The 21745-nt window shown below is 59.4% G+C and carries 19 protein-coding genes; 13 read left to right on the top strand and 6 right to left on the bottom strand.

Annotated features, from left to right (window positions below; all coding sequences use genetic code 11):
* The first annotated feature begins 202 nt into the window (after positions 1 to 202).
* The 13 genes from OUZ45_RS01010 (at position 203) to OUZ45_RS01070 (ending at position 14588) form a co-directional block, all read left to right on the top strand.
* Positions 203 to 1222, top strand: a complete 1020-nt coding sequence (locus OUZ45_RS01010) for a hypothetical protein (RefSeq protein ID WP_266168008.1) — start codon at positions 203 to 205, stop codon at positions 1220 to 1222.
* Positions 1223 to 1547: 325 nt separating this feature from the next.
* Complete coding sequence (locus tag OUZ45_RS01015) at positions 1548 to 4526, top strand: TrlF family AAA-like ATPase (RefSeq protein WP_266168010.1); 2979 nt, start codon at positions 1548 to 1550, stop codon at positions 4524 to 4526.
* Positions 4527 to 4541: 15 nt separating this feature from the next.
* Positions 4542 to 4991 (top strand): hypothetical protein, encoded by a 450-nt coding sequence (locus OUZ45_RS01020; protein ID WP_266168012.1) that lies wholly within the window; start codon positions 4542 to 4544, stop codon positions 4989 to 4991.
* Positions 4992 to 5758: 767 nt separating this feature from the next.
* Positions 5759 to 6742 (top strand): replication initiator protein A, encoded by a 984-nt coding sequence (locus OUZ45_RS01025; RefSeq protein WP_266168014.1) that lies wholly within the window; start codon positions 5759 to 5761, stop codon positions 6740 to 6742.
* 284 nt (positions 6743 to 7026) lie between these two features.
* The gene (locus OUZ45_RS01030; protein WP_266168015.1) at positions 7027 to 7296 is read left to right on the top strand and encodes a type II toxin-antitoxin system ParD family antitoxin; all 270 of its coding nucleotides are present in this window, start codon (positions 7027 to 7029) and stop codon (positions 7294 to 7296) included.
* Between the two features lie 689 nt (positions 7297 to 7985).
* Positions 7986 to 8414: a hypothetical protein gene (locus OUZ45_RS01035; RefSeq protein WP_266168016.1), complete on the top strand. Its 429-nt coding sequence runs from the start codon at positions 7986 to 7988 to the stop codon at positions 8412 to 8414.
* 323 nt (positions 8415 to 8737) lie between these two features.
* Positions 8738 to 8923: a hypothetical protein gene (locus tag OUZ45_RS01040; protein ID WP_266168017.1), complete on the top strand. Its 186-nt coding sequence runs from the start codon at positions 8738 to 8740 to the stop codon at positions 8921 to 8923.
* A gap of 406 nt (positions 8924 to 9329) precedes the next feature.
* Positions 9330 to 10985 carry a P-type conjugative transfer protein TrbL gene (trbL, locus tag OUZ45_RS01045; protein WP_266168018.1) on the top strand — a complete coding sequence of 552 codons (1656 nt, stop codon included), beginning with the start codon at positions 9330 to 9332 and terminating at the stop codon, positions 10983 to 10985.
* 68 nt (positions 10986 to 11053) lie between these two features.
* Positions 11054 to 11188 carry a hypothetical protein gene (locus tag OUZ45_RS01050; protein ID WP_266168019.1) on the top strand — a complete coding sequence of 45 codons (135 nt, stop codon included), beginning with the start codon at positions 11054 to 11056 and terminating at the stop codon, positions 11186 to 11188.
* 397 nt (positions 11189 to 11585) lie between these two features.
* Positions 11586 to 12188, top strand: coding sequence for a hypothetical protein (locus OUZ45_RS01055; RefSeq protein WP_266168021.1), 603 nt, complete (start codon positions 11586 to 11588; stop codon positions 12186 to 12188).
* Between the two features lie 260 nt (positions 12189 to 12448).
* Complete coding sequence (locus OUZ45_RS01060; RefSeq protein ID WP_255557973.1) at positions 12449 to 12583, top strand: hypothetical protein; 135 nt, start codon at positions 12449 to 12451, stop codon at positions 12581 to 12583.
* 115 nt (positions 12584 to 12698) lie between these two features.
* Positions 12699 to 13442: a hypothetical protein gene (locus OUZ45_RS01065; protein ID WP_266168022.1), complete on the top strand. Its 744-nt coding sequence runs from the start codon at positions 12699 to 12701 to the stop codon at positions 13440 to 13442.
* A 150-nt stretch (positions 13443 to 13592) separates the two neighbouring features.
* Entirely contained in the window at positions 13593 to 14588 is a 996-nt protein-coding gene (locus OUZ45_RS01070) for a hypothetical protein (RefSeq protein ID WP_266168023.1), read from the top strand.
* 45 nt (positions 14589 to 14633) lie between these two features.
* Here the strand turns inward: OUZ45_RS01070 and OUZ45_RS01075 are convergent, their stop codons facing one another.
* From OUZ45_RS01075 to OUZ45_RS01100, 6 genes are all read right to left on the bottom strand, one after another.
* Positions 14634 to 14834, bottom strand: coding sequence for a hypothetical protein (locus tag OUZ45_RS01075; protein ID WP_266168024.1), 201 nt, complete (start codon positions 14832 to 14834; stop codon positions 14634 to 14636).
* Between the two features lie 28 nt (positions 14835 to 14862).
* Entirely contained in the window at positions 14863 to 15975 is a 1113-nt protein-coding gene (locus OUZ45_RS01080; protein ID WP_266168025.1) for a site-specific integrase, read from the bottom strand.
* A 201-nt stretch (positions 15976 to 16176) separates the two neighbouring features.
* The gene (gene ispH, locus OUZ45_RS01085) at positions 16177 to 17139 is read right to left on the bottom strand and encodes a 4-hydroxy-3-methylbut-2-enyl diphosphate reductase (RefSeq protein ID WP_266168026.1); all 963 of its coding nucleotides are present in this window, start codon (positions 17137 to 17139) and stop codon (positions 16177 to 16179) included.
* 73 nt (positions 17140 to 17212) lie between these two features.
* Positions 17213 to 17713: a signal peptidase II gene (lspA, locus tag OUZ45_RS01090; protein ID WP_266168027.1), complete on the bottom strand. Its 501-nt coding sequence runs from the start codon at positions 17711 to 17713 to the stop codon at positions 17213 to 17215.
* Positions 17714 to 17774: 61 nt separating this feature from the next.
* Positions 17775 to 20636: an isoleucine--tRNA ligase gene (gene ileS / locus OUZ45_RS01095; RefSeq protein WP_266168336.1), complete on the bottom strand. Its 2862-nt coding sequence runs from the start codon at positions 20634 to 20636 to the stop codon at positions 17775 to 17777.
* Between the two features lie 115 nt (positions 20637 to 20751).
* Entirely contained in the window at positions 20752 to 21705 is a 954-nt protein-coding gene (locus tag OUZ45_RS01100; RefSeq protein ID WP_266168028.1) for a bifunctional riboflavin kinase/FAD synthetase, read from the bottom strand.
* Between the last annotated feature and the right edge of the window lie 40 nt (positions 21706 to 21745).

Below are 21745 nucleotides of genomic sequence, written 5' to 3' on the forward strand. Positions count from 1 at the left end.
TCGCAGTCGCGTTGTGACAAATTTGTGCCACGTCACGCCTTGCTCCGTTCTTGCCATGCCCTGATGTGCAATCCATTGCCACAACGGGCCTCCGGAGCACCATCGGCGTGCCAAGTCAGGAACTGGTCGAGTGGAACTGGTACCCCTGGCAGCGGATCAACTTAAGGTACCTCAGCCGATAAGCGGGTTTGGAATCACCGACATGACGGCCCACTACCTCTACCGGCACGACACTCTCCCCTCGCTCCGAAGACAGGCAGGTGACCCGTGGCTCCGCGCGCGGCGACTGCGGAAGCAGCCAGCAACCTTTCCGCACTGGCAGTTGGGCGAGGCGCTGGCGCAGGCCAGGCCCGGCGACGGCGTCTTCCAGTTGTCAATGTGGCGGTCGCTCCAAGGGGCGCTGCCCGATCTCATATTGCAGCACTTGCTCGCCAGGCAGCCTAATAACACGATCGGCGCGCCACTGATGCTGCAGCGGATTCGCGCTGATCATCCGATGTTCCTGGCCTACCAGCGCGGCGATGACGAACACCTGCCGGGCAAGGCGTGGCTGTTCTGGAACACGGCACCATGCAGCGATGCACAGGACTGGTCGACTGACGGCGTTCACCATGACGATATCGAGGTGTTCCATCCGGGCGGGCACTGGGCGCCATTCGACCAAGTGGTCACGACGCACGACGCCCCGTTGACGCCAGCACCAGGCTGGACCCGATTGCCGCTTGAACCCGCCTACGCCGGCGAACCAGACCGGGTGGTCGACGTACGCTGGGTGGACCACCCGTCGCTGGGCCGCTGCGTATTCGCCCGTATCCCCGTGTGGAGCCCCGGGGTATGGCCAGCTGACTGGTACACCCTGCAACTCCTAGGGCGGACGCTCTTGATCGCATTTCCTGAGCTCATTCTCTCAGGCCAGGCGATCGTTGCGCTTGAGCGAACCGGCTACACCATGACCTACGACATCACCATTTCTAGGACAGCGGCAACCCGCGCATCGTGGTTCGCGCGCGTCTTTCGCGGAGCCACCGACCAACCCGCCTCAGCGACGTTCCGGGATGCCGAACTCCTGTCACAGGAGAAAGCCAGTGTCACGAGCGTCTACGCGGCGGCAGGTCTCGACTGCGCATCGCTCAGCACGTCGGCTTTCGTGTACGGCCGCGAAGCCATGGCAACTCTCGAGGCGGAAGCCGCGGCGGAACTCGCTCGAATGGAGAACGCCTAGCCCATGCTCCTTGACCCATTAATCATCAAGGTGATTGGGCACTGCTCCGCTGCGCACCTCTATACCGCACAGAAATATCGGGACATCAGGCCAGGGGGCGGCTGCACACTGTTCACCGATCACCGCATTTACCCCCCTTGACCCGAGCGCTGCCACTTTCGCGGCAAGTTCTTGCTCAGCATTTTTCAGCCAACCGCATGGGGTTCCCGATAGGCTCGCGCTGGGGACGCCCAAAGACGACAAGGAAGGCTGTGTGACCATTGCCTCCAAAGGCCGTAGGTTCACATACCATAGCTAAGCAGTTAGGCCAACGGACGGGGGATAAATGATCAGTCGTGGTTCGGAATGGCACCGATGGGAGCCGCATATCCATGCGCCCGGCACAGTCCTCAACAACCAGTTTGGCGCCACCGATCCATGGGGTGCCTACCTAACGACACTTGAAGGTTCAACACCAACAATCGAGGCGATCGCAGTCACCGACTACTATGTCACGGACAGCTACGAAGAAGTTCTTAAGCACAAGGCCGCTGGCCGACTTCCCAATGTACGCCTGCTCTTCCCCAACATAGAGCTACGTCTAGACGTTGCGGCAAAATCTGGCTTTGTCAACATTCACCTGTTGGTCAGTCCAGAAGATCCCGATCACATCGCAGAAGTCACGCGCATCCTCAAGCGCCTGCAGTTTCACGCTTATAACGACCGATTCGACTGCACGCGCGACGAATTGATCAAAATCGGAAAGCGCGCCGATCCGGCGATCGTCGATGACGGCGCAGCCCTTAGGCATGGTGCAACGCAATTCAAAGTTAATTTTGACCAATTGCGTAAAGTCATTTATGAAAGCGAATGGGCAAAGGAAAACATCCTTATCGCCGTCGCTGGCGGAGCCGGGGATGGCACTTCAGGCTTGAGGCAGGCCGCTGACGCCACCATGCGTCAGGAGATTGAGAAGTTCGCCCATATCATCTTTTCGAGCAGCCCTGCCCAGCGGGAGTTCTGGCTCGGCCAGCGACCCGGCGTATCCGTCGAAGAGCTGCGCGCCCGATATGACGGCTGCAAGCCCTGCCTTCACGGCAGCGATTCCCATGACCAAAAGTCAGTTGGACAGCCCGTCGGTATGCGGTTTTCTTGGATCAAGGGCGCTCTGGAATTCGATGCCCTCCGCCAGGCGTGCATCGATCCCGAGGGCCGCGCATATATCGGCGAGGAGCCCCCTCAGTCGGCGATGCCATCACAAGTCATCTCGCACGTAAAGATGACTGATGCAGAATGGGCGACCACGACCGACATCCCACTGAATCCGGGCCTCGTGGCAATCATTGGCGCACGCGGCTCAGGCAAAACCGCCTTGGCCGACGTGATCGCGGCAGGCTGCGATGCGATCCCACCCTCGGGGTGGTATGCAGACGAGCACATTAGTCCTTCCTTTCTTGCTCGAGCACGCAAGCTAATTGGCGACGCGGCAACGACACTCACATGGGCTGGTGGCGCAACTGTCACGCGCGCGCTCAATGGCAGCGATGCCGGCGGACACATGTCTTTTCCGCGGGCGCGCTATCTGTCCCAGCAGTTCGTCGAGGAGTTGTGTTCGTCGAAAGGTGTCACGGACGGCCTCGTTGATGAGATCGAGAGGGTAATTTTCGAGTCGCATGCCCCAGATGATCGCGACGGAGCGATTGACTTTGCTGAGCTGCGCGACCAGCAGACTGCAAGGTTTAGGCGCGCCCGCGAGCGAGAAACCGACGCGATCGGCGACATCTCCGATCGCATTAGCACAGAGTTTGAGAAGGAGGCTCTCGTCGCGACGCTTACGGCGCAGGTGAATCAGAAGAAGAAGCTAGTCGCCGACTACAACGCGGATCTCGCCAAGCTCGTGGTCAAGGGAACTGAAGCACAGGTTGCCCGGCACACCCAGCTCAGTGAAGCAGCACAAAAGCTCAGAGGCAGAATCCAGACCTTTGGCAATCGACGTCGCTCATTCGTCGCCTTGCAAGACGAGGTCCAGAGCATGCGAGCAACTCGCGCTCCGGAGATACTCCGCCAAACCCAGGCGCGCCACTCCAACAGCGGCATGGATGCTAGCCAATGGGACGCGTTTCTCTTGATCTACAAGGGAGACGTAGACAAGAGCCTATCCGCGTACATCGCATGGGCAGATCAGCAAATCGCCAGTCTCAACGGCACGCCCTCACCCCCCGGAGATCCGAACGTTCCATTGATCGCCGACAACATCGATCTAGCCACACTTCCGCTCGCACCGATTGCAGCGGAAATGGCAAGACTTGAAGCACTTTTTGGCGCCGATAAGCTTGTTCGCGATCAATACTCGGCACTTGTCGGTCGCATTGCCCAGGAGAGTTCTGCGCTGCAATCTCTTGAAGTGCGGCTTACGGACGCACAGGGGGCGGCAGCTCGCAGACGGGACCTTCAGAACGAGCGCGATGACACTTATGGCCGGATCTTCGACGCGATCATCAATGAGCAGAACGCTCTTGAGAACCTTTATGTGCCATTGATGGAGCGTCTCGCGGCATCATCAGGCACCCTCAATAGGCTCCGCTTCTCGGTTCGCCGGATCGCCGATGTCGAAAAATGGGGCACATTCGCTGAGGAAGAACTCCTCGACAGGCGGAAAGCCGGACCGTTTTACGGTCGCGGCTCGCTGATTTCGGAGGCAACGCAGGCGCTCAAATCAGCGTGGGAGAGTGGCTCGGCAGTGGACGTTCAATCCGCGATGACAGCCTTTATGGCTAAATACCTCAAGGATATTCTGTCTCATGCGCCATACGCCCCAACACAACAGGCGGAATTTCGCGCCTGGTCCAAGCAGTTTGCACACTGGCTCTTTAGCACCGATCACATAACAGTGCGCTATGAGATCTCTTATGACGGTCTCGACATCCGAAAGCTTTCGCCCGGCACGCGGGGCATCGTACTTTTGTTGCTCTATCTTGCCCTCGATGATTCGGACGATCGTCCGCTGATCATCGATCAGCCAGAGGAGAATCTCGATCCGAAGTCCGTATTCGACGAGTTGGTTGCGCTATTCATTGCGGCCAAGGCCAAGCGCCAAGTCATCATGGTCACTCATAACGCCAACCTCGTCATAAACACGGACGCTGATCAGATCATCGTGGCCGAGTCTGGCCCACACCCGTCTGGTGGTCTTCCTGCCATTAGCTACGTGGCTGGCGGACTGGAAAGCGCTGCAATTCGGAAGGCCGTCTGTGACATTCTCGAGGGCGGTGAAACTGCCTTCCGTGAGCGAGCACGACGACTTCGCGTTCGTCTCGATCGATGAGGTCAAGCCAGAGCCATGTTGCCGCACAGCAAAGACGCAATAGTTATCCCCAGCGCCGACGCCGAGGTTTTGTGCCGCTTTGCCAACAGACTGATTGGCCTGCTGGCAGAAACCCGGTCTCAGTTGATTGCACAGGATGCGATGCTTCGCGAGACAGCCGTCGATGGCGACAGCGCATATTGGCTGCAACTCAACGACCAGCATCTTCAATCGTGGGATTTCCATCTTACGGATATCAAGCTTGAGCAAGCAATTAAGCGCGCAGCTTTAGATTCAGGGTTTCTCGCCCTGGCCGGCTACGCGGAGTTGACTATTGAGTCCCGAGATCACCGTGATATCGCGGCATCAGATTTGGTAGAGAAATGTGACGCCGAATTGAAACGCGAAGAAGCGCTGCGGGAAGCCGAACGCATACGGAGGCGTCTCGAAAAAAGAGCCGCCAAATTGGCCAAGCAGAAGTCGTGACTCGGTGTCGGTCAACTGCATGACAATGCTAAAAACTGCTGATACCCTAAGGTCAATGCGCTGAAGGTCTCGTTGCTTTGAGCTGCTGAAATCGTACTGAGCTCGCCCCTCAACGATGGATTCAGAGCAACAGCCTGTTCAGTGGCCACCCGTCGAAAAGCGGAAGTAGACGGTCGGTAAGAAAGGATGCCGCGAGGCAATCGCCTGAAGAGCAAGTCGAACTGTCCGCCGGTCAGGATGAGGCCGGAGAAATGGAACAGTTCGCCAGGAGAGCAGGGAAACTTGGGGCAGAACCCCGTCATCAATGCACCCACCCGAGGATTGGCTAGTCCGACGGGTTATTGGCTCGAATGCCAGGGCGTTATGACTGCCGCGCACTCATCCGCCCGTGCCTGATCTATTGGGCACGGACGGAGAGGTTACGCCCCATGCAAGCCCTTCTTACCGTTGAGCAGCTTTCCCAATATATCCACAAGTCCGTGGCCAGCATCCGCTGCGACGCGACACGAAAACCTCATTCCCTTCCTCCAATCTGCCGCTTGCCAAGCACCAAACGGTTGCTCTGGCGTATGGAAGATGTAGAGCGCTGGCTAGCCGACCACGTCGATGCCCTCGGCCATTCTGGCGTTGTGGATGACACGAGCAACAAGCGGCCGCGGCGAGGACGCCCAACCAAGGCTGAGCAGGTTGCACGGTCGCGAAACCAGCGCCGCAAGCCTAGCGGCGACTATCCCAATCCTCCTAAAGCCACAACCAAGGTGTGAGCCATGCAAGCCTTCATCGTCGAGCCGACACCATCGGTGTCGGCTGGCGAGGCTTGTCATGCGTCCGTATCCACGCATTCACGCCTTGCGCCAGACAAACACAAGCAATGCGATTTCTTCGTCGCAGACATTCTTGATGCTTCGCTAAAGGACGACGTAGCAAGTATGGAGCACCCACTGTTCGCTTTGCGCGCTGGCGACCGTCGCATACGCATATACGAGCGAAAAGGAATCAGGGTGACCGTTAAGCCCGGCGTCGATGGCTGCGCGACAATTCATGATAAAGACCTATGGATCTACTGCATCAGCCAGTTGGTCGAGGCAAAAAACCGTGGCCGCGAGATTGCACGCACAGTTCGTTTCACTGCCTACGATTTCTTGCACACGACCAACCGCGACACCAGCGGCCGCGCCTATGTCCGCCTGGGAGAGATGCTTGCACGACTCACTGGCACGCGCATAGAAACGAACATCGAGACGTCGGGCAAACGCGAACGCGGGTTCTTCGGACTGGTCGATTCCGCCAGGATCATCGAACGTGATGATGATGAACGCATGGTCGCTGTAGAGGTGACATTACCCGACTGGCTGTTTCGATCAGTTGATGCCATGCGCGTCCTGACCCTCAGTCGCGACTACTTCCGGCTGCGGAGACCCTTGGACCGCCGCATCTACGAACTAGCCCGCAAGCACTGTGGCAACCAGTCAAGCTGGAAGGCCAGCGTCGCCACATTGCACGAAAAGAGTGGTAGTGCCGCCCCTCTCAGGAACTTCCGTATCGATATGCGTCATTTGGCCGACTCTGGTGAGCTACCCGACTACCGCATGGCATTTGACGCTAAGGCTGATGCTGTGACGTTCTACGCCAATGGACCTAAGGGCTACCGTGCCGAGATCGAGGCCATGATGAATGGCTTACCTTACTCGTCTGCCAGGGCCCGCACAAAGGCCCATACACGGAAATCCGGGAGGGCCAAGCGCATCTAAAAGCACGTGCCTGGAGGTTGTGGAAAAGCTTGTCTCGTGTGTGAATTGCCTCGTGCTTTCAGGTGCACGGCCTTGTGGATTGGCATGTGCATTTAGATGCACCCCAATTCGTGCTTTTAGGTGCACAACCACGTCGATAGCCCTTGCTACCACTAGTTTCTAGAAACCGTAACGCGCGCGCGCGATATAACTTCTATATAAAAGATCTTAACGCTCCGGATGGGGGTCAGCCGGGATACGTGTAAAACTGCCCTTTGAAACCGAATTGCTTCGGAGCCCGTGCCATGGCCGTCAGTCAGAAACTCAGCATCTCGCTGCCCGAAGAACAAGCCAAGTTTGTCGAAAAGCTGGTTGGCTCGGGCCAGTACGCCAGTGCCAGCGCGGTAATCAGCGACGGCCTACGCGCGTTGCAGGCACGCGATGCGGCCATGGAGAAATGGCTGCGTGAGGAAGTCATGCCGGCGTACCACGAGCTGGTCGCCGATCCGTCGAAGGGCATAACCGTCGCGCAGATGCGTGCCGAACTCATGCGTCGTCGTCGGCCGCGAACGTAAGTCACCGATGGTGATGCTTCATACGGTCATCGTGTCTCGTCGCGTGACCGATAAGATCGCGGATCAAGCCGACTACATGGCCCCGCAGGCGTCCCCTGCCGTGTTCGACGCCTATGGATCGCCTGGCCGCTTATATCGCGGACCTCGACACGTTCCCTTGAGCGTAGCCACCCGCGGCACGACCTCCTGTCGGGTCTGCGGATTGTCGGCTTCCAGGGCTTGGTGAATCTCGCCCTCGCGGTGCAGCGCCACCGTGTCACGGCAAAACTTCCTTCTACGACGTCGAATTTTTTTCGCCGCTTGCGGCGAGGCGGAAAAAGTCGGCAGCACGAAGTTTGCCGTTAACGGCAAACTTCCCTACCTCGGGATCAACGGTTCCCCACATCGACTTTGCCGTTAACGGCAAAGTTCGCTGCACGCCATCGAGCAGATTGCTTCCCCAGACTTTGCCGTTAACGGAAAAGTTGGCACTCAACCATCCTATAAAAAAATCTATCAGGTGGATCGGCGCACATTTTTCTCATCGCCCTCTTTTAGCTAAGACTCACGCGAACAGACCAAAGCAATAGTGGAACATAAAGGGTGTCGGACATTTATCCTCCATTACAATATTAGTTACTGTTTTGACGGATATTAACCGTCGGACACGTCAATGCTGATTGTCCGACAACGTCCGACAGGGGAATTTGATGCCATTCAAGCTAAGCGTTCGCATTCCTGATTATCTAAGCCATCAACTGGAGGATGCGGTTGATGAGAGAGGAGTAATTGGAGCTAGGACAGACATCGTCTGTGAGGCGCTAGCTCAGTACTTCAAAGCCAATGCCGAGCGGGACTCTCGTGACGAGATGGAGGCCCGTATAGCTGCCACCCTCACTCGCGTACTGAAGGATGTGATGCAGGGTCGCAATGAAGTCCAGCTCCTAACAGCCATGTTCGACTGCTATCTCCGAAGCTACTTCATGCACACGCCACCGGTTCCGCGAGAGGCCGTAGACGCATCGGCAGCCTCTGCGGCCGATCGATACGATCGGCTCATTCGTCAGATCCCGGAAATGATGCAAGGGGGAGGCGGCGCCCTTACGGAGTTCCAACAGGCGCTCCACTCCCGTTCCTGATGCATCCGACTTTGCCGTTAACGGCAAACATTCCGTACTTCGACCCGAAAGAACCCTTGTCGGTAACCGTGCCGTTAACGGCACACTTCCAGCACTTCGACTCGACAGGGTGCCGCTGCCAACTTTGCCGTTAACGGCAAAGTTCACCTGGATGGATTTACTGGCCAAGCACATCGACCCACAAAACCCCACGGACTGCGGGCACATATCCATTAAAAAGTCGACAAAGATCGTTGCAGAAAATGACTTATTGAAGCAATATCCATCGTTGTGTCGCATTACCTCGACACGACATTTCCCAAGCCACGCAATGGAGGTGTTTTGTGGATATCGAAATCAGTGATCCGAACACGATCTTGTTGATTAACGACTACATTCGCTATTTGAAGCAGGTCGACGGAATCAAAGGATCCGCAGACCAAGTGGCAGAATCCATGCTTCTTGGCTTCATTGACGAACACACACAGTTTCGCAACTGGAGGAGAACGCGGAACCAAGCGCCAATGTAATTGCGACAGTAACTTGAATGATGTTACGTTCCCTGCCGAAGATTAGTTTTTGACAGCCTGGCGCTAGGCAGCGCCAAGCGGTGGCCCGCAGACCCGTTTATGGGGAAGGCGTAGATCGGTGGAACGAGCCAGTTCTCTCTGCTCAAACAAGAGCAGTGACTCGCTCTCCATAGAAGGCCACCCTCATGAAATCCAAAGCTTTAGCTCTCATCATTGGCTTTACGCTAACTGGCTTGTTCGGATGCTCATCGCCGTCTCAACAAGCTCCAGAGCAAAAGAATCCGCTATCGGATTTCCACGCGCCGCCCAAGCAATCATCGAAATATAAGTCCAACGAATCGAGCTTCGACGTGTTGCGCCACGCTACACGTCCAGCCCCGGCAACTTCCGCACCGGAGGTGGCCCGATGATTACCAGATTGTTTCCCAAGGTGCTGCATGCCCTGTTAGCAGCGATGCTCGCATTCAGCACTGGCATAGGCGCCGCGTGGGCACAAGACGCCGGCAACTCTGCACCACCGGGCTTGCCTACAGCGACTGGCGTGCCCGATGTGAATAACTTCTTTGATGGAATCACAACGCAGTACGTGGGTGAATCAACAAAGTGGATCGATGGCATTACCGGGGTCGCTAGTCGGCTACTTGGCTGGCTGTCGATCATCGGCTTTGCGCTCGCCTTGCTGATGAACTATCTCAAGAACGCCGATAATTTTGCGTCCCTGCCAGCGATCATCGTCCGGCAGCTCATGGTGATCTCGTTCTTCTTCTGGGCAGTGAAGAACGCGCCACACGTGTTCGACATGATCACGAGTTACTTTCAAGAGGTCGGCCAAGCAGCTACGCAGACCAAACCACCAACTGCTTCGACGGTTGCGGCGGTCGGCATGGATTGTATGTTCCATATCCTTGAGTCCGTTGGAAAACTGAGTTGGGCGCAAGTACCCACCGTTGGCTTGGTTTCGTTGCTGGTAGCACTTGCCTTGGTTCTTTGCTTTGTCGCTGCTGCGGCGATTCAGATGATCACGATCATCGAGGCCGCGATCATCATGGCGATCTCTCCGGCGATGCTAGCGTTCGGTGCGCTGTCGTATACACGCGACTTTGCAACGAAATCGCTGATGTTCGGCATTACGGTTGGCGTCAAGCTCCTCGTGCTGCACCTGGTCATTGCCATCGGCATGCACTTCGCTGAGCAGTGGTCGGATCTGCTGACGTATACGAAAGTTGGCCAGAACTTCTTCCCAAACTCCTTCTTCATTCTGGGCGGTGCCGCTGTATTCGCTTTGCTCTGTTGGAAGGTGCCGGCGCTGGCCAGCTCCATCGTGAGCGGAAGCCTCAATCTCGGTGCTGGTGATTTGCTTGGATTGGCAGCTGCGGGTGGCGCAGCTGCGGCTGCAGGTGCCGCGTTGGGTGGTGCCGCCGGTGCCGCAGCAGGGAGCACCCTCAAGGGCGCCACGCAGGCTGTCGTTGCTGGCCAGGGTCTCGCAACCGCGCAGGGCATGACGGGCTGGAGGGGCTTGGGCGCAGGCCTCGGTCATGCGATGCGGGCGGCCGGCGCGGAAGCAGGCCAAGGCATGCGCGCCAAGGTCGGTTTGGATAAGCGATCGGATCATGCAGTCGACCGTTTCGGCAAAGATGTCGGCAATCTCGGCACGCGCGCAGCGAATCGCCTGGATGCACAGGCGCAGGGAGTGCGTGAGGCTGGCGCCGGTGCCGCTTCGCCAATCGTCGGTACTACTCCGGGCTTCAACGGCGTTGGTGATCCCGTCGGCGGGGTATCGGGTGGTCAGCCCAATCCAACCGCGCCGCCTCCGGCGGGAAACAACAGTTCTCCACAGGGTGCGCCATTGGGACCGCAGTCGGGCTTGGACCCGTCAGCGACGTCTACGACAACGCCGGTATCTGTGGCTGACATCAGGCCATTACCGCTAAGCAGTCACCAGCACGCCGACGCCGGTGTCGGGCAGATCCAAGACGCAATCAGACGCGTCAAGCCACCGCAGTTACCACATGACGGTGGCTCTATCGATGCGCCAGGTCTATCGCTTCATCACGACGAGTGACGAATACATTGTGATTTTGGTCGAAAAGGGCGGCTCTTTTGCCGCCTTTTTTTTGCACCGGCGGTGTCATGCAGATTCCGGTGGTGCGCCTGCCGGTTCTGGAGGAGAGCGGTGTTGCGGATATGACCAATGCCCCCGCGGCGGGCCTTAGCGAACCCTGGATTTCAGCGCGCGCCTACGTGAAGGAACTGGCGAAGCGCTGATGCTGGTTTCATGGAATCTGAAGCTCATGGAACTCACAGATTTTGCGCGGACGGCTAGGGAGTGCCCCCTTTGGAAACCCCTGGAGCACGAGGAGAACGAAGAGTACCAAGAGAACTGGAGCACACGAGCACAAGATATTTTATTTAAATGATTGATTATTAAAATTTATTCGCGTTATTGTGTGCGGAATCATGCGTGCTCAGTTTATCGTGGTGCTTTGATTTGTTGACGTCCTAGGGGTCTCAGGCATACGTTCCGTATGGCGAAGCCACCTGTTCTAGTGTGCGCCGAAACGGGTGGCGGCGAATCGGTACTGAATGCGACAGTGATGCCCAACGAAGGCACGGCGGTCAGCAAATGGTCAACCTCAGGCAAAACCGGGCACGGCAAGCGGGCATGGCGGAACGCGCCGCTGCCCTCATGCAGCTCCATTTTCCGCACATCCCCGAAGCATGGCTTTGGCGGCGCAAGGCAACGTTCGGCTTTACCACCGTTCCCCGAACGTTGCCCATTGCGATGGAAGCCATCGACCATCAGTCCAAGGGCCAGCCAGCAGGCCATACCCTCTTTTGCCTCTGGGCACGGTCCCCCGATGGTCCATTGGTGGTCATCGAGAACCCCGCGACGTTTGCGGCCGAGGCGGGCTTTACGGGTGCTCGTGCGACGGATACCTGGCGGCGGCGCATGAAGTGTTTGCGGGACCACCAGTTCCTGCTCTCAAAGGCCGGGCCTTCAGGTGACTTCCATTACGTGCTGCTGTTGAATCCCAACGCGGCTGTCGAGTGGATGCGCGGCAACAAGATGGTTCAAGACGGGCTCTACGGTCGCTTTCGGGATCGGGTCGCGGAAGTTGGGGCAAGCGCCGAACTCGATACCCTTTGGGCCCATTGGGCTGCGGAGCGGGCAGCCCAGGTCGCCGCACAACAGGCTGCGGCAGCTGCGGGCGAAGGAAACGCGAGCGTGCCTCCTCCGCCTGTCGAAAACGAACAGGCCACTTGATAAGGACGGAGGTGACCATGCGTATGACATTAGTCGTCGGCATCCAGTGCTTGCCTACCCGCTGGATGCCGTAAAAAAAGAAGGCCCCTGGTCAGCCCCGTTTTCGAGGCCGGACTGACCAAAGGCCATGGTGGGCACCCAACTCGGGTGCACTGACCAAGAGATAACCCTCGGCCAGAGGGCTATCTATAGCACGTGGTCGGCATGCGCCCAAATCCTTTACTGAATGACCGGCTCACATGGCCGAAGGGAACGAACGTATGACGACCAGTAAGAAAGATGCCACCAAGGCGAGCAAGTTGCTCAGCAGCCCCAAGACCAGCAAGACCGTGAAGTCGGTCGCTGGCTCGGACCTGGCGCAAGCGAAGCACAAGGGTGGGTCGAAAAAGAAGTAAGCGGAAACGGTGTCAGCCCCGGAGCAAGACGGGGCTGACATCCGTCGACATTCATCTCGTTGGGCATCGAGATGAACATGTTGAATGTCTGGGATGACAGCTCGGGGGAATGGAAATGACGATTTTTGAGGATACGGTTTCTATCGTTCGCGAGGCCGAGCACCTTGTTATTGGCACTCGCTTTAAGACTCGATGGCGGCACGTGGAATCCGCGTTGGACACCATCGTGCATGCACCTTGGTTTGTCCTTGTTGGTGTTCAAGAGCGCCTCGCGACGTTCGTTCTCGCGCTGTTCCTGGTGCCCGTCTGGTGGTGCCTTATTGCGGCTCTGATGTGGGCGACTGGCGGTGGCTCTGCCGTAAGCCTTCACCCTTCACAGGGTTGGGTTGTCGCTGGGTTGATGGCGACCGGCTCGGTTCTCTTTCGCCTTCCAAGTCGCTCCACGCGCTTGGGGATTCGCCCGCCGCAGGTTGCAGCACTGGCTGCGCACATCAAATCCATTGCACCCGATGAAGCGACCATGAAGTTGCTTCAAGCGGGTGTCGCGACGTTGGATGCCGCCGCTACGCAGCGTATTACGCGCATCCAATGGCTCTTGGGGCTGTGTTGGGCAGGGCTTGCCTGGGCTACATCGCACTGGGTGTTCGCGTCCGGGATCTCCGACATCACGCGGCGGGAGGCAACGACCGATATCTTTGGCGGGTTGCTTGTTTTTCTTTTCTTCGGCGTCGGTGCCGTTTCCTACGAAGGGACCGTGCGCATCGTGAAGCAGACCATCGATTTCGCGTTTCTCGAAGCAAGCGACGGTCGGCGCAGCGAACAAAGCGTGGTTAGTGGAAGGGTGGATTTCTTGGATTGAAGCCCGACTACTGGGTACGCCAAAGCGCACGCTGGCAGAAGAACGGGGGAAGCGTTTGAGAAAGCAATCGCAGCGCCACAAAACTTGCATCCCAATCGACGAGCTTTTGTAAATGGCTGGCAAGCATCACGAGGCGCAATGGGGGCAAGCATGAAACGGATCAGCGCGGGACAAGGAGCAGCTCGCTACACGCTCTACTTACCTGTGCGCTTTCACCAGTTGGCGCTTCCCATCGATATGCGCCAACTTGCCGGAAACTTGAGTGCCAAACTCGGAGTCGACGTGGCAGCCACTCAAGGCGAAGGTTGGGAGCAGCTGCGCATCGGTCCCTTCGATAGCGAAGCAGGGGCAAAAGAGGCCTTCCTAAAATCCACGCGTTATTTGGCCACCCTGTGCGTCGATCGCCTGTACCCCTTGTTCTTCCATATGGAACAGCAGCCTCTGGATCAGTCGGGTGCGGAGGTACTAATAGACGGCGATGGCCGGCGCATCGATGCCTTCGCATTCCTCTACATGCCTTGCATCGTCCCTGAGCATCAAAACGTTTGGGACAGCGGGGCCTTTGTCGGTCAATGGCATCCTCAGATGACCGATGAACAATTGGCCGACACGCTGGGTAAGGCTGCCGCCATTGCGGAACCCTTGCAGGGCAGGCTGGCAGTCGCGATTCAGACCTACATCGCTGCCGCAGCAATACCCTTTTGGACGGCTCAATACGTTGGCTTCGTGACGTGCCTAGAGGCGCTGTGTGAAGAGGAGCCATTGCCATCGGCGCAGCTCCAGGCACTGTCCGACATTGGGGAGGCAATCGAATCTGCGAAGCTTCGAGAAATGGGAGGTGCTCATGCTGCCATGGTCGACAGCGTGATCATGCACATTAAAAAACAGCGCACGATTTCCATTCAGAACCAGATCAAGAATCTGGTGAAGTCTCACGAGATCAGCATTGCTGAGCACCTTGGATCGTCGCACCCTTGGTCAAAGAACCTGGCGGCCGGCGCCAAAAAAATGTACTACATCCGCAGTCGGATCGTGCACGACGGTACTTGGGGCATTCCGGACGAGGATGTGAGTCAAGCGCGCGAATTTGCCATCGCTGTCGTCAAGGGCGTGCTTTTGGACAAGCTTGCGAACATCGCCCCGTAGTTCACGATCTACTGCATGCCTCGGGCGAAATCCATCGTATGCTGACTAACCGACAGGATCTATTGGCTTAAGTACCTTGCGGCTGCCGTTTGGCGCTTCTTCGATGAGGTAGCCATCTTCAATGTAATGGATGTTCAGGCCGTTGGCCTTTGCCCGCCGCACCGCTTCCGCCGCCGCACGCTCCCCAGCTGCCACAATCGCCGGAGTGTGGGCGAGGAGAGAATCAACATTCTTCGACTGTGTCATGCTGACCTCATGATGTCGTTAGAAGCACTTACCCCAGCCGCTTCGCTAGATCTGCTGCGTCCGGATGGTAGTACCGCAGAAGCATTCGTGTGTCACGGTGACCAGTAATCTTTGCTAGCTCGTGGAGCTGAAAGCGCGAAGCGAGGCGAGAAGTAGCTTCATGCCTAAGATCGTGAAATCGCAAGTCTCTCAGGAAATTGGGCTTTAGTTCGCGTCCGTGTTCCTCGCATTCCAGTTCGTATGCTTTTCGAGCCCGCTGTAAGGCACGCTCGAAAGCCTGTGTGATGCCGTCTGGATGGACAGCAAAGACCGGCCCCCTTAGCGAGGAGGGCATGGCCAGCGTCTTGCGCCGCCGTGCATCGCCCCCTTGATTCGGCAGCAACACAGCAAACGCATCCAGGGCCGCTTGCGACAGCGGCACATCGCGGCTGTTGCCATTCTTCGTTTCAGGCAAATGTGCCACACGCCGGTCCAGGTCGACGTGCTCCCAACGCAGGGTGGCAATTTCGCCACGCCTCATCGCCGTTTCAACAGCCAGCGTGATGATGGTGGGCAGCATGCGCGACTCGCTGGCCTCGATGATGCGCGAAAGTTCGTCTTGCGCTCGTTCAAGGCGTCGCGCGTTGGTTTTCGGCGTCACGATGCGGCGCGTGCGCGCGTTGTTGGGCGTAGGTTTGCGCACAAGCTCGACGGGGTTGGATAGGCTCTCCATGCCCCACTCCTTTCGCGCGGTATTGAACAGATGTGACAGACGCGCCAAGCGCCGCAACACTGTGGCCGGAGCCAGTCCATCGGCCAGCCAGGCGTCGCGCTGCTGCGCAAGATCGCCGCTTCGGATGGTCGCCACTGTGCGTTTCGCCAAGGGCGTCTGCCGCCAAAGGTTGAGCACAGACCGTTCTCTAATGGCTCCCTTCAATGCCGGCATCACTTCCGCTTCGTAGCGGTCCAGAAGCCCGCCTAGCGTGGTGCTCTCTGCTTCGCTGCGATCGAGCCACACCCCACGGTTCATCTCTGACTCGATCATGGCGGCCCAGGCTTCGGCCTCGGCTTTGGTTTCGAAGGTATTGCTCTGGGGTGGCCACCCACGTTTGCGCACCTGTACTTGCCACGAATACCGACCTCGACGCCGAAAAGTTGCCATGCCTGAAGCCCTTGCCATGGATGTGACAAAAGTGTGCCATCAATTCTAGTTAAATAGATAACTGTTTGAATAATATAAGTACTATAACGCATTCGTAATGCGTAGGTCGCAGGTTCGACTCCTGTTTCCGGCACCAGCCATACCGAAAAAAGCCCGCAGCGATGCGGGCTTTTTTCTTGGTAAATCCGCTGGATACGGTCGTCAGAGACCGGCGGGGGTATTGCTCCCGGCGATGCGCAGCTCCTTCGGCAGGGCGAAGGTGATGGTTTCGGCTTCACCGTCCAGCTCGCGAACCTCACCGGCGCCCCAGGACTGCAGGCGGGCAATCACGTCGCGCACCAGCTTTTCCGGAGCGGAGGCGCCAGCGGTAAGGCCGATATGTTCGACGCCTTCCAGCCAACTGCGCTCGATATGCTCGGCACCGTCGATCAGGAACGAGCGCACGCCCTGCTTCTCGGCCAGCTCGCGCAAGCGGTTGGAGTTGGAACTGTTGACGGAGCCGACCACCAGCATCAGGTCCACCGCATCGGCCAGCCGACGCACGGCGTCCTGACGGTTCTGCGTGGCGTAGCAGATGTCGTCCTTGCGCGGCCCATCGATGTCGGGGAATGTCTCGCGCAGTGCGGCAATGATCGCCTTGGTGTCATCGACCGACAGTGTGGTCTGAGTGACGTAGGAAAGCGCATGCGGGAATTTCGGTTGCAACGTCGCGACGCATTCCACCGATTCGACCAGCAGGATTTCGCCTTGGTTGGCCGGATTCCACTGCCCCATGGTGCCTTCGACCTCCGGATGCCCCGCATGGCCTATCAACACCACGCTGCGGCCGGTACGCCCCAGGCGTGCGACTTCCATATGCACCTTGGTCACCAGCGGACAGGTAGCGTCGAACACATTGAGGCCACGGCGATCGGCCTCTTCGCGCACGGCCTTGGACACACCATGCGCGCTGAAGATCACGGTGGAGCCGTCCGGCACTTCGTTCAGCTCCTCGACGAATACCGCACCGCCGGCACGCAGCTTGTCGACCACATAGCGGTTATGCACCACTTCGTGCCGCACATAGATCGGCGCACCGTACGATTCGAGCGCACGCTCGACAATGGCGATGGCGCGGTCGACGCCGGCGCAAAATCCGCGGGGGTTGGCTAGCAGGATGTCCAAAAGATGCCTCGGCTGTCGAATGCCCGGTCGGGCTGCGCCGGTGCCGATGCCGGCACGGTGCTGAACATCCCAATTATCGCACGGCGTCAGTCTGCTTGCCGGCGAACAGACCGAACACGATCAACAGCACCGCACCCACCGAAATGGCGCAATCGGCGACGTTGAACACCGGATAATGCCAATCGCGGTAATAGACCTGAATGAAATCGGTCACCTGGGCTGCATGCAGCCGGTCGATCAGGTTGCCCAGCGCGCCGCCGACGATCAGCCCGAGAGGCAGCGCTGTGCGCCAGTCGCGACCCTCGGTGCGATTGAGCCAGACCACCAGCACGGCGCTGATCACCACGGCCAGCAGCACGAAAAACCAACGCTGCCAACCCGCGCCATCGGCGAGGAAACTGAAGGCGGCACCGGTGTTGAACGCCAGGGTCCAGTTGAGGAAGCCCGGGATCACGGGATGCGGCAAGCCCGCTGGCTGAAGCGCATCCAGCGCCCAGAATTTGCTGGCCTGGTCGAGCACAATGACGATGGCGGAAAGCCAGAGCCAGCGGAGTGCGTTGGATTGGTTGCTCATGATGTCCTGTTGCCATAGCCGCCCTTCAATCGCGGCTCTCCAGAGATCTCAGCACTGGTCATCAGAACCGGCGCCGATCCTCACCCGCCCCATCCACATTGCTGATGCAGCGGCCACACAATTCCGGGTGATTGGCGTGGTGGCCCACGTCGTCGCGACGATGCCAGCAGCGCACGCACTTGGCGGCGCTGGTGACCGTAGCCGACACCCACACGTCGCCGCCCTCCAGCTCGGACAGCACCGCCGTTTCCGGCTGCCCACCGGCCACATCCAGGCGTACGTCGGAAGTAATGAAGAAGAAGCGCAGCTCATCCGCAGCCGGCGCATAGCGTGCCACCACAACCGGGTCGGCATGGATCACCAGCTTCGCTTCCAGCGAGGCGCCGATCTGCTCAGCCTTGCGCATGCCTTCGAGCACACGCGAAGCGGTGTCGCGAATGGCCAATAGGTCGGACCAGTAACGTCGCTGCTCCGGCGAGCCCTGTGTCGGCGCAAGGCCTTCGTACCAGGTTTCGAACAGTACGCTCTCGCCACGCTCGCCCGGCAGCGCCTGCCAGATTTCCTCGGCGGTGAAGCTCAGCACCGGCGCCAGCCAGCGCACCAGCGCCTCGGCAATGCGGTACATCGCACTCTGCGCGCTGCGCCGACCGCGGCTGTCGGTCTGCATGGTGTAGAGGCGGTCTTTGGTGATGTCGAGATACAACGCACCCAGTTCATTGGTGCAGTAGTTCTGCACGCGCTGCACGATCTCCGGGAAGTCGTAGCGGTCGTACGCGGCCGCCACGGCCTGCTGCACGTCATACGCTTGCTGCACAGCCCACTGGTCCAGCGGCAAGCACGCTTCCACCGGCAACAAATGCTTCGTCGGATCGAAGCCTTCGAGGTTGCCCAGCAGGAAGCGCGCCGTATTGCGGATGCGTCGGTACATATCCGAGACGCGCTTGAGGATCTCGTCCGACAGCGACATTTCGTTGCGGTAGTCGGTGGAGCAAATCCACAGGCGCAGGATGTCGGCGCCCAAGGTCTTCATGATGTCCTGTGGCTCGATGCCATTGCCCAGCGACTTGGACATCTTGCGACCCTGCGCATCCACGGTGAAGCCGTGGGTTAGCACGTCGCCGTACGGCGCTTGGCCGTGGATAGCGGCCGACGTGAGCAGCGAGGACTGGAACCAGCCGCGGTGCTGATCCGAACCTTCCAGGTACATCACCTTGTACGACTTGGCATCACCCTGCTGCAGCTCCGGACGCTGGCCGAGCACGCCGTAGTGGGTGACGCCGGAGTCGAACCACACGTCCAGCACGTCGGTGACTTTCTCGTAGTCGTTCGCCTGGTCGCCGAGCAGTTCGGCCGGGTCGAGTGCATACCACGCATCGATACTGCCCTGCTCCACCCGCTTCGCCACCTGCTCCAGCAACGCGACGGAATCCGGATGCGGCTCCTGCGTCGCCTTGTGCACGAACAGGGCGATCGGAACGCCCCAGGTGCGCTGGCGCGAGATGCACCAGTCCGGACGATCGCCGACCATGCCGGCAATGCGCTCCTCACCCCAGCCCGGCACCCAGCGCACGCTCTTGATCGAGGCCAGCGCGGTCTCGCGCAATTTGGCCTGCTCCATGCTGATGAACCACTGCGGCGTGGCGCGGAAGATCACCGGCGTTTTATGGCGCCAGCAGTTGGGGTAGCTGTGCTCGATCTTCGCGTGGGCCAGCAATACACCACGACCACGCAGCACCTCGACGATGGCGTCGTTGGCCTTCCACACGTGCATCCCGGCCAACTGCAAGCCATCAGCCGCCGGTGTGTCGGCACGATAGGTGCCGCGCGATTCAACGAAATTGAGTGTACCGATGCCGTAGCGGCGACCCACCACGAAATCTTCCACGCCGTGATCAGGCGAGGTATGCACGGCGCCGGTGCCGTCCTCAGCCGAGACATGCTCGCCGAGCAACACCGGCACTTCGCGCGGATAGAACGGGTGTTGCAGCAGCACGCCTTCCAGCGCTTGTCCGCTGACGTGGCCAAGCACGAGCGCATGTTCGATACCGTAGCGCTGTATGGCCTTCTCGACCAGCGCAGTGGCGATCACCAGCAGCATGCGACGCCCATGGCGCGGCGCCGCCTCAACCAGGGCGTATTCCAGTTCCGCGCCCAGCGCGACCGCCTGGCTCTCCGGCAGCGTCCACGGCGTGGTGGTCCAGATCGGCACGGCGACGATGGCGTCGCCGGCATCCACGCCGAACTTGGCGGCCAACGCTTTGGCATCCACCGCGTCATAAGCCACATCGACGGCCGGCGACACCTTGTCGCCGTATTCGATCTCCGCTTCGGCCAGCGCCGAGCCGCAGTCGAAGCACCAGTACACCGGCTTGGCGCCACGCACTACGTGCCCGTTGGCGACGATGCGCGCCAATGCGCGCAGCATGTCGGCCTCGAACTTGTAGTCCAGGGTGCGGTAGGGACGCTCCCAGTCGCCCAGCACGCCCAGACGCTTGAAATCGGTCCGCTGCAGATCGATCTGCTGCTGCGCGTACTCGCGGCACTTCTGGCGGAAGGCCACGGCGTCGAGCTTGTCGCCCGCCTTTCCGTGCTTCTTCTCCACCGCGATTTCGATCGGCAGGCCGTGGCAGTCCCAGCCCGGCACGTAGGGCGCGCGGAAGCCGGCCATCAGGCGAGACTTCACCACAACGTCCTTGAGCACCTTGTTCACCGCATGCCCGAGATGGATCACACCGTTGGCATACGGCGGGCCATCGTGCAGCACGAACACCTTGTCGCGATGCGCCGTGCGCTGCTGGATCTGCGCATAGCGGCCAACCTTTTCCCATGCCGCCAGCCAGCCCGGCTCGCGCTTGGGTAGATCGCCGCGCATCGGGAAGTCCGTTTGCGGCAGGTTGATGGTGTTCTTGTAGTCCTGGGTCATTGCTCGGGTGCCGTCGGGGTTGCGTGGCGCGGCCATCAGGCCGTCACCGTCTTGAATTCTGCCGGCGCGGGCAGCGCGCCGGGCGAAAGCTGGAACGTTACCGGATTCTGCTGCGTCACGCCTCGGCTAGGCGTGGGTTCATGCCGAGCACCTCGCGCGCCATGCGGGCATCGCGGTTCATCTGCTCGGTCAGGGCTTCCAGCCCGTCGAACTTCATCTCGTCCCGCAGCTTGGCGACAAACTCCACTGCCATGCGCTGGCCGTAGAGATCGCCTTCGAAGTCGAACAAATAGACTTCCAGCAGCGGCTCGGCCACCTCGTTCACGGTCGGACGAATGCCCAGGCTCGCCACACCGGGCCAACTGCACTCGCCCTCACCCAGCCCTACCCGCACGGCGAAGATGCCGTGTACCGGGCTCACTCGTTCGCGCAAATGGATATTAGCGGTGGGAAAGCCCAGCGTGCGGCCGAGCTGGTTGCCGTATTCGACTTTTCCCTCCATCACGAAGGGACGGCCAAGCAGTGGCGCCGCGCCGGCGAATTCGCCAGCCGCCAACAGCATGCGGACGCGGCTGGCTGACACGCGGGCGCCGTCGAGCAGCACCGGCGGCATAGTGCGCGCCACGAAACCATGGCTGGCGCCCATGGCCTCCAGCAAGGCGACATCGCCGCCCCGCTTGTGACCGAAGCGGAAATCGCCACCCACCCACACTTCACGAGCAGCCAGCCGCTCCACCAGCACGTGCCGCACAAAGTCCTCGGCGGGCATGGACGTGAGTGCCGTATCAAAACGGAGCAGCAGCGTCTGCTCGATACCTGCAACCCCGAAACCCCGAAGCTTCTCACGCACGCTGGACAGCCGCGGTACCGGCTCCTTGGAAAAGAAGGCGCGCGGCAGCGGCTCGAAGCTCACCACGACCGGCGTGCAACCCAGCGCCTGCGCGCGTTCGCGCACCTGCGTCAGCAGTGCCTGGTGACCACGATGCAGGCCGTCGAACGCGCCGACAGCCACCACGCTACCGCCGGGTGCCAGGCACGGGCCGGCGATATCCCTGGAAAGTCTCATCATCGCGCGAGTATAGCGGCTGACTTGTCGTTCCCGCCGCGAC

The sequence above is a fragment of the Dyella subtropica genome (assembly GCF_026283965.1).
Taxonomy (GTDB): domain Bacteria; phylum Pseudomonadota; class Gammaproteobacteria; order Xanthomonadales; family Rhodanobacteraceae; genus Dyella_D; species Dyella_D subtropica.